At 45.0% G+C, this 15,061-nt stretch carries 11 protein-coding genes and 2 pseudogenes; 7 read left to right on the top strand and 6 right to left on the bottom strand.

Features of this window, described 5'->3' with window-relative positions; all coding sequences use genetic code 11:
* Window positions 1–298: 298 nt before the first annotated feature.
* Entirely contained in the window at window positions 299–2,368 is a 2,070-nt protein-coding gene (locus DU481_RS09400; RefSeq protein WP_258192047.1) for an SbcC/MukB-like Walker B domain-containing protein, read from the bottom strand.
* Between the two features lie 24 nt (window positions 2,369–2,392).
* On the bottom strand, window positions 2,393–3,124 hold the full coding sequence (locus tag DU481_RS09395; protein ID WP_207896489.1) for an IS5 family transposase: 732 nt from the start codon (window positions 3,122–3,124) through the stop codon (window positions 2,393–2,395).
* A gap of 582 nt (window positions 3,125–3,706) precedes the next feature.
* Here DU481_RS09395 and DU481_RS09390 point away from each other — a divergent pair.
* The 5 genes from DU481_RS09390 to DU481_RS09370 all read left to right on the top strand — a co-directional run bounded on the left by DU481_RS09390 (window position 3,707) and on the right by DU481_RS09370 (window position 7,901).
* The gene (locus tag DU481_RS09390; protein ID WP_350134008.1) at window positions 3,707–4,270 is read left to right on the top strand and encodes an OsmC family protein; all 564 of its coding nucleotides are present in this window, start codon (window positions 3,707–3,709) and stop codon (window positions 4,268–4,270) included.
* An 85-nt stretch (window positions 4,271–4,355) separates the two neighbouring features.
* The gene (locus tag DU481_RS09385) at window positions 4,356–5,543 is read left to right on the top strand and encodes a flavin-containing monooxygenase (RefSeq protein ID WP_110341106.1); all 1,188 of its coding nucleotides are present in this window, start codon (window positions 4,356–4,358) and stop codon (window positions 5,541–5,543) included.
* Window positions 5,544–5,605: 62 nt separating this feature from the next.
* Window positions 5,606–6,244, top strand: a complete 639-nt coding sequence (locus tag DU481_RS09380; protein WP_110341108.1) for a TetR/AcrR family transcriptional regulator — start codon at window positions 5,606–5,608, stop codon at window positions 6,242–6,244.
* 15 nt (window positions 6,245–6,259) lie between these two features.
* A complete protein-coding gene (yut, locus tag DU481_RS09375) occupies window positions 6,260–7,219 on the top strand; it encodes an urea transporter (RefSeq protein WP_107790321.1) in 960 nt (319 codons plus the stop codon).
* A 49-nt stretch (window positions 7,220–7,268) separates the two neighbouring features.
* Entirely contained in the window at window positions 7,269–7,901 is a 633-nt protein-coding gene (locus DU481_RS09370) for a hypothetical protein (RefSeq protein WP_107790322.1), read from the top strand.
* Window positions 7,902–8,014: 113 nt separating this feature from the next.
* On the opposite strand, the gene DU481_RS09365 is transcribed toward DU481_RS09370, so the two are convergent.
* Window positions 8,015–8,284 carry a hypothetical protein gene (locus DU481_RS09365; RefSeq protein ID WP_110341110.1) on the bottom strand — a complete coding sequence of 90 codons (270 nt, stop codon included), beginning with the start codon at window positions 8,282–8,284 and terminating at the stop codon, window positions 8,015–8,017.
* A 98-nt stretch (window positions 8,285–8,382) separates the two neighbouring features.
* Window positions 8,383–11,445 (bottom strand): Tn3 family transposase, encoded by a 3,063-nt coding sequence (locus tag DU481_RS09360; protein ID WP_110341112.1) that lies wholly within the window; start codon window positions 11,443–11,445, stop codon window positions 8,383–8,385.
* Between the two features lie 127 nt (window positions 11,446–11,572).
* Between DU481_RS09360 and DU481_RS09355 the strand changes: the two genes are divergently transcribed.
* Window positions 11,573–12,178, top strand: a complete 606-nt coding sequence (locus tag DU481_RS09355; RefSeq protein WP_502889937.1) for a recombinase family protein — start codon at window positions 11,573–11,575, stop codon at window positions 12,176–12,178.
* A gap of 578 nt (window positions 12,179–12,756) precedes the next feature.
* On the opposite strand, the gene DU481_RS09350 is transcribed toward DU481_RS09355, so the two are convergent.
* Window positions 12,757–13,998: an NHL repeat-containing protein gene (locus DU481_RS09350; protein WP_110341116.1), complete on the bottom strand. Its 1,242-nt coding sequence runs from the start codon at window positions 13,996–13,998 to the stop codon at window positions 12,757–12,759.
* Window positions 13,999–14,325: 327 nt separating this feature from the next.
* On the opposite strand from DU481_RS09350, the pseudogene DU481_RS09345 reads away from it, so the two are divergent.
* Window positions 14,326–14,589: pseudogene (locus DU481_RS09345) on the top strand (transposase); the annotation flags it as partial.
* A gap of 9 nt (window positions 14,590–14,598) precedes the next feature.
* Here the strand turns inward: DU481_RS09345 and DU481_RS09340 are convergent.
* Window positions 14,599–15,061 (bottom strand): annotated as a pseudogene (locus DU481_RS09340) (IS30 family transposase); the annotation flags it as partial.

Raw genomic sequence — 15,061 nt, 5'->3', positions numbered from 1 at the left:
GTGCTACACCAGTGCCACGCGATAAAAAGATATAGGCTAGAATTGCTTATCTTTTTTCAGAAATGATTCACATGTCCTGGTAATCGGGTACTACAGTAATGTAATGCGCTGATTCGTAATCAGTAGGTCAGAGGTTCGACTCCTCTCAACAGCACCATAAAATCAATTAGTTTCAGATGTGATACGTGTTGTCAAAGTCGGAGCTGAATATTTTCGAAAGAGGATACTCTGCGCCGCTGATTTTTTTGTTCATTCATGTCTCCTTATTCTTAATCATCTTCTTGAAATTTCAGCTCCGCTAGACAGATCCGTTACGACAACATCCAGGACCGGATATCTGGCTCCTGCCTCCAGTTTGAGGCGTTACCTGGATCTGGGTGCTAATCCGCTCCTTTAGGGCTGGTACGTGCGAAATAACACCGATTAGCTTACCGTCCTGCTGCAGACCCGCAAGGGTTTCCAGAGCGGTGTCGAGGGCTTCCTCGTCCAGCGTGCCGAAGCCTTCATCCAGAAATAGTGAATCCACACGGACATTCTTGCTGGCCATGTGGGACAACCCCAGTGCCAGCGATAGGCTGACGATAAAGCTCTCACCACCGGAAAGGTTCTTCGTGGACCGAATCTCACCCGCTTGGTAATTGTCAACCACGTTGAGTTCCAGCGGCTGTGCATCATCACGGACCAGCAAGTAGCGGTCGGTCATTTTCTGCAGTTGCCGGTTGGCATGGCCAATCATCATTTCGAAAGTCAGCCCTTGGGCAAAATTGCGGTATTTCTTTCCGTCTGCGGAGCCGATCAATTCGTGCAGATTTTCCCATCGATGGCACTCTTTTTTCTGGGCCTCAATAGCCGTTTGCTTTGCTTTTATCCGCTCTTTGGCTGCTGTATTTTCACTCAGCTTGTGCTTGAGACCGGCAATGATATTCCGCAGATCTTTCAGAGAATCTTCGTACTTTTTGAATTGCGGTTCCATCTCCTCAAGAGATTTGTTGGTAACCATTTTGGCAATTTCTGTGGCCAAACGTGTTTCTCTATCTTTTTGTCTGGCCTTGAGATCTGTTTGGTTGTCGTCCAGTTTCTTTGCTTTCGTAGACAGCTCATCCCTCTGCTCAGCGGTCAGTCTGGCCTCCAAAAACTGTACCTCATCTGAAAAGCCCGCAGGCGCAAGCGCTGTGGAAAATTCAATTTCCAACTTTCTCAGTTCTGGTTCTCTCTGGTCGATGCGCTTTTTCAAAGATTCAATATGGGTCTTTGCGGTGTTCCATCTTTGGTGCAGTTCATTGTGCCGATCTCTGGCTTTCTTTTCGGCATCTTCGGCATCAGAAACGGTCTTGTTCAAGCGGAGCTCCTCATTGTCGGGATTTTTATCACCGTACAATGCTTTCCGCTCGTCACTCCCGATGGTGTGATCCTTTTTCAAGGTCTCTAGGCGTTCCCGCTTTTCGGCCAGGGTGGTACTTTGGGTTTCAATGACCGCATCTAGACGCTTCATCTCACTGTCGAGATCTGCAATCTGTTTCTCGATTTCAGCTTTTTTCTTAACCTGGGCCTGCCATGCATTCAGCCGTGCTCTGAGTGACTCAAGCAGTGATGAAACTTGCATCTCGGGGATTTCCGTGATGCCAAGCAGCAGGAGTTTGGCAGAGACGGCCTGCCTGCGTGCGGTAAAATCAGCACGGAGTTTTTCCAGACCTTCCTTCACCTCGGCAAAGGATTTCTCGGCAGCCTTCTTGTCATTAGCCGCTGCTGTCTCCTGCTTTTCACCCTCCGTCAGATTCTTACGGGCCGTGACCTCAGCTTCTTCAAGTTTCTTGATAGCGGCTTCCTGATCCTCAGCCTTGCTGATCAGTTTGGTGAGTGCTTTAATCTTCTGTTCGGTTTCATCGGGAACGGGAACATTGCCTTCCGCGAATGGGTGCTCTGTCGCACCACAGAGTGGACAGGGTTTGCCATCTTCCAATTTGGCCCGGTGGTCTTCAAGCTCCGCTATTTTCGTCAGGAAGGCCATTTCACGAAGCAGAGTTTCTTTCTCGGTGCGGTATTCACGCAACAGCCGATCCCCCAGCAACTGGCTTAATGCATCTTTACCTTGCTGAAGCCTTATTGATGCGTCGTCCAGCTCCTGCTTCCGAGTGCGGCATTGCTTCTGGCAGTCATCAAGTGATTTTGTCACCCGTTCCAGAGTCGTCACGGCTTTTTCTTGATTGGCCTCTTCTTGAACGATTTCTTTTTGCTTGGAAAGCAGGCCATCCAATTGTTCTTCAACACCGGCCAGACCGCTGATCAGCCATTCATCCTGTGCATGCTCCTTGAGATAACTGTCAACAAGTTCCAGAGTTTTTTGGGCCTCGGAACGTTTTTCTTGCACTTTAAGAAGCTGTCTGGTAAAATATTAGACGCATTTTGCAAGTGTTATTTTCATCATGGCGATTCGAATCATGTTTTCGGCAGTAGCCGGCAAGATTTCGAAATCCTTGGATAAACGGCGAAAGTTACCAAGCCAGGAAAACGTGCGCTCGACCACCCACCGCTTCGGTAAAACAGCCCATTTACCTTCGATTTTCTCTGAAATGTGCAAAGCCAGGCCTAGCCCATTAACTACGAAATCAACTGCTGTACCTCGATAACCGGCATCCCCTGAGAATGCTTTGAGTGAAGGGTATTTATCGATGACACCTTCCAGCACTGTACAAGCGCTTTTGGTATCGCTCACATTGGCAGCATGAACTTTGACGTGGAGTAAATTACCGAGAATGTCTACCACGATATGCCGCTTGTGACCTTTAACTTTTTTGCCACCATCAATTCCTCGTTCTTCGCTGGCGTACTGAGTTTTCACGCTTTGTGCATCAATGATGCCATAACTGGGTACGGCACAGCGTCCAGCTTTTTGACGAGAAAAGAGCGTCAACTTATCCAGGCATTCCTCCCAGACACCACGCTTGTTCCACCGGCTAAAATGATCGTAAACAGTCTGCCAGGGAGGAAAATCGTTCGGCATCAGCCGCCACTGGATACCGCCTTTGACAACATACAGAATGGCATTCACAATGGTTCTTTTGCTATGTTTGTGACTATTGCCACGTTTGCTGACAGGATCAAACTCTTTTTTATCAAGTTCCATTCCTCATTATTTATATCCGTTTTGTATGACATCTCTTAGCTTGTTATCAAAATCCTTGATTCTAATGGAAATCGTTTTGCCAGACAGCTTCTAAAGAGTAGTGGGTGACGTAGTCAACAAATTCCAGGAACACCAATTAAGCAATTTTTCTCATTTTACTGCCTCTGCTTCATATTGATTTGAGCTTTTGTATCGCAATATCGGGGTCAGGTCGCGAATCAAGAAAAATAAGAGTAACGATTGAGGTTATTGTTTGCAAGAATCCCAATCACCGCTTTTATTTTTCTTTATTCTCGACCTGATGTTTCGTTCAGTCTCGCACTGGCGCCTTCTTTGATCATCACACCACCGAAAAACTCAACCGACCATGCTGCCTTTCTTCATAGCTCATCAACACACCTCGCGCGCCTCAGGTTTCTAATTTTCTAGGCTATCCATCTGTTTTAGAAGAGGATTTAAAAAGAGAACGATCGGTATACTTTTTGCGATAAGTGTGCTAGAATGACAATCAGTAAAATATTTTTATCAGGCAGATAAGGGGAATTCATTTCCACCACCTGCGCTCATCATGGAGACTTAGCTATGATTAATTCAACCACCGACATTATCGTGAATGGACTCGACCTGAAACGGATACGGGCAGCGCTCGATTCGATCAAAGCAAATGACAAAGGCGATATCGCTAACCCTGGCTACCGGGCGACAGTTGAGTGGGACAGCGGCTTTCATAGCACCACGCACACCACCGATGGCCAAGTGGTGCTTTCCGATGAACCCAAACGCTATGGCGGGGAAGAAATGGGCGCCACACCGGAAGATTTACTGCTGGCAGCTGTGGGTGCTTGCCTGGTCAATACTTATATCGCCGCTTTATCAGCCGCCCGCATCCATGTGGAATCCCTGCGCATGAACGTTTCGGGCCGAGTCAATTTCCGGACAGCCTTTGGTCTGGAGGCAGGCACGCCTGGTTACGAAAATATCAAAATCGTTGTCGATATCCAGACCGATGCCCCGGAAGAAAAGGTCATCGCGCTAATGGAAAAAGTATTTCCAACCGCGCCCATCCCGGACACGATCATGCGACCGGTGCCGATCGATGTCGAGATTGTTCACCACGCTGAAGCAACCGCAACGCATGCTTCCTGAGTACTTCATCCGCGCATCGGGATTTATGGCAGCCAGTCGCGTGCATTTTTGAGCATGAATAACTGCATACCAAACAAGGTGAACTATGAAAAATAATGATATTCACGATGTAGCCGTGGTCGGCGCAGGCCCGGCAGGATTGTCAGCCGCCTATGAGCTGGCCAGAGCGGGCCTGGAACCGCTGGTACTGGAACGCACCGCTGCGGTGGGGGATGTCTGGCGCAATCACTATGATGGCGTACGCCTGAATTCCGGCCGCTATTTCTCGGCCTTGTCAGGCAGCAAATTTCCCCTCTCCGCCGGCTCCTGGCCTTCGCGCGAGGAAGTGGTGCGCCTGCTGGAGACCTTCCCTGAGCGGGGAGGATTTACAGTACAAACAAACATCGATATCAAACAGGTCAATTACGATCCCGACCGCGACCTGTGGATCATCACCAGCATTGATGGCAAACGTTTTGAATCACGCGCTGTGGTCATGGCCATTGGCGGGTGCCGCATTCCAGTCATACCCAAATGGGAAGGCATGGAAACTTTCCCCGGCGAGATCATTCACTCCTCGAAATTCAAGAACGCTCAAGATTTTTCCGGCAAGCATGTGCTGGTCATCGGCACCGGCAATTCTGCCGCCGAAATTGCCAGCAGGCTGACCGAACACGCCAGTCATGTCACCGTATCGGGCAGAACGCCCCCGCATATCCTGCCTAAAAGCGTTTATGGCATTCCACTGATCGGTATTGGCGTATGGACCCGCTACTGGCCCGGTACTATCGTGGATCGCATATTGAGCTTCCTGCAGCGCAGCATGATCGGCAACCTGAGCGCGCATGGTCTTCCCTATCCGACCCTGCCACTCTCCAAACAATACGCCATCAACAATGTCGTACCCATTCTCTATCGTCCTTTCGTGGACGATGTCCGGGCCGGCCGGATCAGAATCGTTGGTCCGATCCAGAAAATCACCGGGCGAACCGTACATGTCCTGCGCACGCTGACAACCGATCCCGGCAGCACCCATTCACTCACGACGCTGGAGCCCGATGTCATCATCGCGGGCACAGGTTTTCGCACCGGAATTTCCAAACTGGTTCAAGTGCCAGGCATCACCGACGAGAATGACAGATCGGTTATTTCGGGCGACCAGGAGTTCAAGGACGCCCCCCGCCTCTACTTCATCGGGCAAGTAAACCCATTAAGTGGTCTGCTACGGGAAATCCGTCTCGAGGCTGGCAGAATCGCAAAAAAAATCAAACAACAATTGGCGGCGGGACGATAATGGAAATTTTCAATCAAGCTTCGCTGCCGCTCTGAAGGCGAAGTACCCAATCGATCATTGCTATGTTAGACACCGGAACGCAGGCACGACCCAGACATCATTCACGGAAAGAAACCAATAAAAGAAAATTGCTGCAGACGGCCTGCCGCCTGTTTTGCAAGGAAGGCATACATGCCACGGGCATCGCCAGAATTATCGAAGAATCAGGCGTATCCCGCCGCACGCTGTATCTGCATTTCGGCTCGAAAGAAAACTTGCTCAAGGCAGTATTCGAGGCTGAAGCAAGTATCTGGTTTCGCTGGTTCGATCGGGATTTGCCGCAAATGCATTGCTCTCCCGTTGAGCGTATCCTGGCCTTGTTTGATCTGATGCAGAACTGGTTCAAAAGCGAGGATTTTTACGGCTGCGTGTTCATCAATGCGGTCGCCGAGCACGATAAGGGTAACAGTTGGATACAGGAAATTGCCAACCGGCACGGCGAAAAAATCAATGCCAGGCTGCAAGCAATGGTTGCGCAAAGTGGTATACAGGATCCCGAATTGGTCACGAAGAAATTGAGCCTCCTGATCGATGGCACCATCGTAACCGCGATGGTGACCGGCAATGGCGAAGTCGCCCATATCGGACGACTGACTGCAGAGGACATCCTGCGCAGCGCCCCTTGCACCAACAATCAGGCAACAAAGATGCACTCAATTTAAAAGAGGAACACCACCTTGAACTGGTCATTAAATTTGGACAAGAGGATACCCACACCTCTACGCATTTTGCTGAGGGGTGCCGGACAGGTCGTTTTCTGTAACAACGCCGTCACAGGATTGATCGTACTGGCGGCATTCTACGCAGGCGGAACGATCACAGGGCTGGCTGCAACCGTTGGCTTGATCAGCAGCACTGTGACTGCTCATGCCTGCAGATTCTGCAAAGCCGATATCGAAGCAGGATTATATGGCTTCAACGGTGTGCTGTCAGGCGCCTGCCTCTCAATATTTCTTGAACATACGCCCCAGCTCTGGCTCTATATTGTATTGGCATCCATGCTGTCGAGCCTCATGTGGGCAGTTCTGACCAGAATGCTCCAGCTCTTTAACATGCCAGCCGCAACTTCACCATTTGTCCTGGTCAGCTGGGTATTTCTGGTAACGATCTACGCCTTCGACAGCTACGCACTTGGCCCAGCGTTACCCGCAGCAAGCATGCAGTTAGCCGTCATGGATATAGGTACCCTCCCTCTGGAAACATGGTTCACTGCACTGGCAAGAGGCATAGGCCAGGTTATCTTTACCGACAATACGCTTGCCGGCGGCATGCTTCTTACCGGAATTGCCATCGCCTCCCTGCGCGGCGCGCTGATGGTGATTGGCGGCGCTTTCATCGGGGTTGTCGTACCCGCAATACTCGGCGTCCATGCAAGTGCTATCGAGGCGGGACTCTATGGATTCAATCCGGCCCTGGTCATGATTGCAATCGGCTGGGTTTTTCTCGAGCCCAGTGCCAAAAGCGCCTTGCTGGCGATCCTGGCCGGTATTCTGGCCGTGCTGTGCCAGGCAGTATTATCTAGTCTACTGACACCCATGGGCCTGCCTGTTCTGGCATCTCCCTTTATTCTTACCTTATGGGTAGTCCTGTTTATTGCGAGTAAATCCAGATACTGGTTTTCGGCAGCAATGAGTTAAGCAAATTATCCCCTTTTCGATCCCAGCAAACATTTCCAAGGAGGAGTTTATGACTGCAATCTGGCAAAATTTATCGATACATACCCGGCGTCTTATGATTGCTATCAGTACGCTAATGGTCATTATTCTGATTGGAATGCAGTTCCACGTAAGTTCTCAAGGCGACATGTCGGAAACATACCCAAAAGGGTTTCGTGGTGGTACTTGCACAATTGAGTCTGATACATTGTTAATTGGTTATTCTGCCTATTTTATTCCTAAAGACTATGAAATACCGCAGGATGCCTTAAGTGCAATGTCTGTTCCCATTTTATGTGGAAAAGTACCCAGCCCAGGCATACTCAGTATCACCATTGACTTACTGTATCCTGTTTCCGTACGTGAGCGATCGGTGGCACTCAGCCTGTTCAGGGAGGCTGATGGCAAATTGGGGAAAGCGCTTTTTTCAATTCCCGCAAAAAATTATCATTCAGGCAGTATTTCTCTTGAGATTCACGTTGATGAACCGGGAGAATACGTGCTTCATCTTTCTGGCGTAGATGAGAATCAGCTGGATTTTAGATTAGTAATTCCGATCACCGTAGGTTCGCGATGGTACGAAGGCATCGTTCAGTTCTGGCCTTTACTTCTGCTTTGCGCAGCAGCTGTCTCTTTTTATAATTTTAGACGAATAATTGATTAATCTCCTTTTGCTGCCAACTTATGTTAGCAGGGTGTGTAGAAGAAATTATTTCTTTTTTCGATTTAGCACCCTGCAAGCTTCCGTATCAATAAAACCAGCCATATACTGGTAGATCAAGCGCTGGTATTGTGCGGCATATCGATGTCTTGAGTGGGCAACAATCCAGTTCGGTCCGCCGTGACCCTGCAGTGTGGCTTATCGTTTGCAATATCGAAATCATTATTCCAGTGAAATGGCTGCAGGTTTTCCAGGGAATCTGGACTGCCTGGCTTAACATTTACGATCTTCCAACCATATTCTGACTTCACATTATTATATTGTTGCCGGTTTATCCACGCGCCACATTGGTCCTTGCGCCACTCGGATGTATCTTGCTCCAGCATCCCTCGTCCTTTTTCCCAGACTGCCTGTACCAGATTCTCATCAATGGGTAAATTCCAACAAAGGTACGTAATGCGTCATTCACTGTTTGCCTCCTTTTTTACTTTACCTCTGCTTCAAGTGCTAGTTTTGGCATTTGAATACCTACCGTATCTTGCAGTTTTTCCTCTGAGAAATCGTATACTCCCAGCAAATTAATATGTAACCAAGTAATAATAGAACCGTTTGCCAGTGCCTCTTGCAGCGCGGTTTTATACGCAGGATCATTCGTGTCAGATAGTTTCTGAATTAAGTACAGATAATTCCAGCAAATGATGCAGTTTTTAATCAACCGCTTGCAACTTTCTGCGACTTCTTGCTCTTGCTTCTCAGTCTCAATCAGCTCTCGAGGATTGCCTACCGATACTGCACGGGTGAATTTGTGAGAATGCTCGATCTTGTTCAGCTGTTTCTCAATGGCTTGGCGTAGAGCTACATCATCAATGTATCGCAAGATGAACAGCGATTTAATGATCTGACCAAATGCTTTGAGTGCTTTGTACAAGGTGTGTTGCTTGGAATAGGAATTTAGTCGTCTGAATATGTCTGATGCAGTAGTTTCTTTGAGTTTAATTGTTGTAATCATTCGTAAAATATCATCCCAATGGCGGATAATCAGATCAGTATCAATATAGCCTGATGGTTGAATCTTCCAGTTTGAACGATCAATGTGCCGATGATTTTTAAACAGATACAGCTGCTGTTTCTTCAGGTTCTTGATTCTCGGAGCATAAGAAAATTCCAGCAAATGTGTTGCGCCAAAAATAACCTCGCTGTAACCATGAGTATCAGTAGAATGAATATCACTTTTAATGACATCATTGTGCATCAAACCGTCGATAACAAAAGCACTTTCCCGCTCAGCGGCACTGAATACGGTGGAATACCATAAGATATTACGCTCATCAATAAAGCTATAGACACTGCTGGCTAGATCTTTTCCGGCATACTTGAATGAATAGCTGGCATTCAAAGAATCATTTAAAACCTCAAATTTCTGGCCATCACTGGACGTATGCAGCTGATCGGGAGTACGTCGATAACAATTGGGTAATCCCATCTGATCAATCAATGCCACAACACGATCATTGGCAGCACGAGTACCCTCAAGTGAGAAAAACCAATTAACTGTGCGCTCCAGCTCCGATTCATTGATCGCCTGTGAGATGCGGGCCATTTTCGGTGTGCCAATCTCGCAACCCAGACCGATGATACCGGCAAAAAAAGTCTGCTTTTTTGGACGCTGATGGTGATAGCGCTGTTGCCAATGTTGGAATTCGTTCAAAAAACCACTATAACGATCGACAGTAGCCATTACTTCCAGTAATGACACATATTGTCGTTCAGGAAAAAAATTGCGTAGCGGCTCTGCATCTGCACCATGTGATTCTTTTTGTGGCGTTTTTAACTGAAAACGTCCCTTAGCATCGAAACTGACCAAAGTATTGTCACCGGTTGCGATATGCTGATTAGTCACTTGGTATTGCTGCAATAGCGCTTCATCTAATTGCTTCAGTACTTGCTCAGAATCAACAAAATCTAGTAGTCCCGCTCGTTCCAGCAGAATGTATTTCTCTTGTTGCCAGCGACCCTTGCTGATCAAATAATCGTCCAGTGGACGATATTTATAAGAATGATGTAAATTTACAGTGCCGGATTTTATGCCATTTTGCACATGTAGAAACAAAAATGCTTTGTATAACGACACGCGAAAGCGCTCACCAGTTGTGACTGCTGTATATTCCTCCTCAGTCAGAAATGAAACCGGTGCAGTTTTATCAATGCGGCCGTCATTGTTTCTAAAGTGATTCAAGGCTGCCAGCAATCCTTGCGCTGCCGGTTCGCACTGAAATGTGAGCACTTTGAGAATCGGACTGACACGGTTTTGCAAACGCAGAGAACGCGCTTCAAGAATTTGGTAATAGTCATCCTCATTTAACTGTGTTACCAACTTATCCCGTAGATTTATCAAGTCTTGTTGATCTTTGGGTAATAATGCTTCGATCCGATTCACTTTTTCCGCATCGGTCAGCGCTTCATCCTGTATGACGGTCTGAATCTCTGATACTAAGCTCAGCCAATTGCTATTGATGTAGCGCAGCAATTTATTTACCACCTGATTGCGCTCTACCCGTTGTGCATAACGCTGTTCTTTATGCTCACGCTGAGCGCCGTTTTGATAGCTCTTAATGCTGTTTAGTAACACATCAACTAGATTATCTTGCAGACGATAATACTGGTGAGCAATAAACGCCAACAAATGCAAATAACGGTCTTCATCACGCCGTCGGGTGATCTGAAAGATTTCTGATTTCAACACACTATTGGCGTAATAACGGATTCCATCACGGTTTAAGTCCAGTGCTCGCAGGGTCGATTGGAACTGGCCATACAATTCTCCAATCAACACCAAGTCAACAACGCGTTCTTTGATTTTTGCTGGACGTGCTGATTGCGACAATTTTTTTAGCAGAGTCAGTCGATAAGCCGAAGTTGCTCCTGGGTGTTGTTCACCGAATACAGGGGTTTGCTCAAACAGGGCTTCCAATGCTTGTTTAGCTTCTGAGGATAGTTGTTGTTGAATGATGTTTACTAATTGATCTTTACGTCGATTGATCACTGCTGTAATTAAATCAGTCAAAGTGAAACAACCCGGCAACTGCACCTTTTCCCGTATCAGCAAATCAATGCAGCGCCAGAAGATCAAACGAGGCTTTAACTGAGAACGTACCATAATATTAATTTCTTCGTTTAAAAATGCTTTGGCTTGGCTGCTAAAAGCTTGATAACCGTAATACTTGAGTATGGTCTGTTGATGTTTCTGACGAGTACGATCATTGTATTCATGCAAATTAACCAATACATCTGGCAATCCCAGTTTTTGGGTAACATATTCAACATCAACCGCTCTAAACTCGTTAGCTGCAAAAAATTTTTTAGTCGCTAGAAAATAACCGCAGCTAATCAGAAATCCGACCTGATGTGCCGGCGATCGCAAGCCTGATACCATGTGATAAAGAGTGTCAGAGAAATAAAAGTACTTTTTACGTTGAAGGGAGTTAAATGTCGGTGGAAAATCAAAATCGTACCGTTCAACAGTATTGAGAATACGCATTCGCGGCATGATGACCTCCTTGCTGAGGTAAAGAAAACGGTGGTTTGTTTTACTTGCTCAAAAAATCATTATTTGTTTCCTAAATAGCGGGATTTTAGGTAATATACCCGGTAAAGAAATCAAGGTAAACAATAATGTGCTATATAATGAGTTTCTTTACTTATTTGCCATGCTGATCGGTTATGCACGAGTATCGACGGATGATCAAAAGTCTGATTTACAGGAAGATGCCCTCAAAGCGGCAGGGTGTGAGAAAATAATTGTAGATAAGGTTAGTGGAGTTAAAACTGAACGCTCTGGTCTGACACAGCTCAGTGAATTACTACGTAAAGGTGATACATTGGTAGTTTGGCGATTAGATCGTTTGGGTCGTTCTCTGAAAGATTTAATTGAATGGGTTAATCGTCTGGAGCAATGGGGTGTAAGCTTTCGGAGCCTTGAAGAATCAATCGATACTCGATCAAGTAGCGGAAAGTTAATCTTTCACATCTTTGGTGCTTTAGCAGAGTTTGAGCGTAATCTGATCGAAGATCGTACGCGTGCAGGGCTTGCAGCAGCTCGTGCTAGGGGCCGCAAAGGCGGTCGACCTAAATCGCTAGATACCACTAAACGCCAGTTGACGGTTGAACTGTATCAAGAAAAGAAGCTACCGATCAAAACAATCTGCGAAATGATGAATATCTCGAAACCAACACTTTATGCGTATGTGAAGGATTCTAACGAGAAAAATAAGCAATCTTAAGAACGAATGACGCATTACGTACCTTTGTTGGAATTTACCCATCTTCCATTTTTTCTGCCTAAAGGCAACATCATTACAAACTTTTGGAAACTAAATCAGTTGAACAGCATAGTGTTCCATATTGATTTAAAAGGTTTATATCACTTAACGGATATAAGGATATTCAGCGAAATGTGAATAAATAGGAAGGAATGTTGAGGGAAGTTCTACTGGATATAATCTTATGAAATTTTTTCCTTTGATGATTGAGAATATATCCTATTTTACATAATGTGAATTATCGGCAATAGATAAATTTATTTCAACCTGTTGATTAATAATATTTATAAATAAATAACCTATTCCTGATGTAACGAAATCATGGATGTTACTCATTCACGCAGGAATCCTTACGATACCCCGGTCAAAAAAGTATATAGGTAAGGAACAAACAAAACCCTCGCTCGTTCACAGACGTAAAGATTAATTTTGAACTGCATTTTAAGAATCTGAATGGCCCTGTAAAAATTAACCTGATGAACTTGCCAAGGAACTATGGCAGCTCATCAGATATTATTAATCTCTGCTAGTCTAGAGCATTATGGCCTTTCGACTGACGGAACAATTGCTGTGTCTTGAATTAGATTAAATTTAGGACCTTGATCTGAATTTAAATCATCACTTAATACAACACGCTCCCCTGTCTTTGGATTTATTCGGAAAAGGACATGATTATCTTCTGATAACTGACCAGAAGCGATTATTTTGCCAGATTTCTCTATCGCTACCCCCACGATATTTTGCGCTAAAGGGCCTTGTTTAGGATCATCGAAATTACTCAAAATAACGCGCTGACCTGTTTTTGGATTTATTCGTAAAAGAAAATTTCCTGTACCACCATTTGGTCCTGGACTTGATAAAGCTAAAATTTTTCTTGATTTCTCAATCGCTAAGCCGCCGGGGTTATATAACAAATCGGAAGAAGGTCCTTGTGCGCCATTAGTAAAATCACTCAAAATCGTGCGTTTGCCAGTTTTTGGATTAACTCTATAAATCGCTGCACCGAGACCATTCACATTGGATGTACCGGTCAAGATTTCTCCAGATGGCTCTATAATTAAATCGGAAATAAGCCAATCTTGAACAACTGTTCCCTGGTCAAGGTTAGTGAAATCACTAAGTATAATTCGCATGTCGGATTCAGGATTTATACGAACTATTGCAGGGTTAAGATTATCATTATCTGGAATTAATCTAAATATATTAGTTAGTATCTGTCCTTTTTCATTCACTGCTAGGCCAGGATATAAAGGCCCTCGAATATTGCCCTGACCGAAGTTGCTGACTAAAGTGCGATCGCCAGTGCTAGAATCGATTTTAAATATAGCACCACCTTCCCCTCCTGCAAAAATATCCGATACAAAAATCTGCAATAACTCATCCTTTGCGCATTCAGAATGTGGTTTGTTTTGAGAATTAAAATTATTATGCTTATCAGAATTACATTTAAATACCACTACGCTTGAAGCAATTAATCCAAGCTCACCTTGTGCAGTATTACCAAAGTCACTGAGTATAGTACGCTGACCAGATTTTGGATTTACTACATATAATGCACCGCGCCCATCTGACCCGCCCGCTATATCCAGGACTAAAATATCACCTGAATTAACTTCAGCTTGGACAGAATGTGCAGTAAGCAACAACCCAGTTATTAATAAAATGCAGCAGTAAAAATAAAGGAAATTAAAAAAATTAAAAGCTGATATTGATCTATTGAAAATAAAACAGGAGTGATTGAGAGGCGTTACACGATTAAAAGTACAAAAATATTTTTTCATAACATTTTCCTTCATTATTGATGAAATATTTAATAGCAATTTCAATAAAAAATAAGAGTATTTAAACTTTCCCAAGTCCTCTAAGAATAGAATAATAAAAATTTACAATAAAACTAATAATCTCAATTATTATTGCAAGGATGATTTAAGCATATAAAACCAATAGTTGATAGTGATCATATAAATTTCGCACAAGAGCCTGTAGTTATTACAGAGCTGTTTACTGTATATGTTTCCACTTTGAAATAATAAGCAAAAATGAGCTTCCCCCGAAAAATAGTCTTCCAAGGGTGACGTACAATTAACGTTACTACTGAGAGGAAGACGATGAAGAAGATACCGAAGCAGGAATACACGACCGAGTTCAAGGAGCAAGCGGTCAAGCAAGTGAGGATGGGAAAGTCGATTGTTCTGGTAGCGAAGGAACTGGGATTGGTAGAACAAACACTGCGCAACTGGGTAAAGTTGGCAGAGGCAGGCAAACTTAACGGTAAAGGTACCAAGGCTGTCACACCGGAACAAATGGATCTATCCCGGTTACGTGCTGAGAACGTAAGGCTGAAACGGGAGTGTGAGATCCTAAAAAAAGCAACTGGAGATTCAACCGGTCATTGCAACACTACTGAAATTTTCTGTGATGGCGATAAAAAATTCAACGTTTTTCTTGGCCGATCATTTAACTCTTCTGCCATCATGTCGAGTTGCTCCTGTGAATAAACGGATAGATCGATCTTTTTAGGCATATATTGACGGAGTAGTTTATTAGTATTCTCATTGGTTCCTTTTTGCCAAGGTGACTTAGGATCACAGAAATAGACTTTGATATCGGTATCAATAGTGAACAGTTTGTGCTGCGCCAATTCCATCCCTCGATCCCAGGTCAATGATTTTTTTAGTTGCTGGGGCAGCTCAAAGACTTTCTGGGTGATAGCGCTAACCACAGTATGAGTATCGTTTCCAGTTAATTTAACCAGCGGGAGCTTCGTTCGACTAAGGTTGCGATATACGACTTTTGGGTGCCGCAGATTAAATCGCCTTCCCAGTGTCCCGGGATGATTCGATC

It is taken from the genome of Nitrosomonas sp. (genome assembly GCF_040240425.1).
Classification (GTDB): domain Bacteria; phylum Pseudomonadota; class Gammaproteobacteria; order Burkholderiales; family Nitrosomonadaceae; genus Nitrosomonas.
Note: the sequence above shows the minus strand (reverse complement) of the source record. Positions and strands in the feature narration are given on the sequence as shown.

Excerpts from the sequence above, each read along its gene's own strand:
- DU481_RS09395 (WP_207896489.1), bottom strand. The coding sequence starts at position 3,124 with ATGGAACTTGATAAAAAAGAGTTTGATCCTGTCAGCAAACGTGGCAAT.
- DU481_RS09350 (WP_110341116.1), bottom strand. The coding sequence starts at position 13,998 with ATGAAAAAATATTTTTGTACTTTTAATCGTGTAACGCCTCTCAATCAC.
- DU481_RS09380 (WP_110341108.1), top strand. The coding sequence starts at position 5,606 with ATGTTAGACACCGGAACGCAGGCACGACCCAGACATCATTCACGGAAA.
- DU481_RS09385 (WP_110341106.1), top strand. The coding sequence starts at position 4,356 with ATGAAAAATAATGATATTCACGATGTAGCCGTGGTCGGCGCAGGCCCG.
- DU481_RS09365 (WP_110341110.1), bottom strand. The coding sequence starts at position 8,284 with ATGCTGGAGCAAGATACATCCGAGTGGCGCAAGGACCAATGTGGCGCG.
- DU481_RS09390 (WP_350134008.1), top strand. The coding sequence starts at position 3,707 with ATGATTAATTCAACCACCGACATTATCGTGAATGGACTCGACCTGAAA.
- DU481_RS09370 (WP_107790322.1), top strand. The coding sequence starts at position 7,269 with ATGACTGCAATCTGGCAAAATTTATCGATACATACCCGGCGTCTTATG.
- DU481_RS09360 (WP_110341112.1), bottom strand. The coding sequence starts at position 11,445 with ATGCCGCGAATGCGTATTCTCAATACTGTTGAACGGTACGATTTTGAT.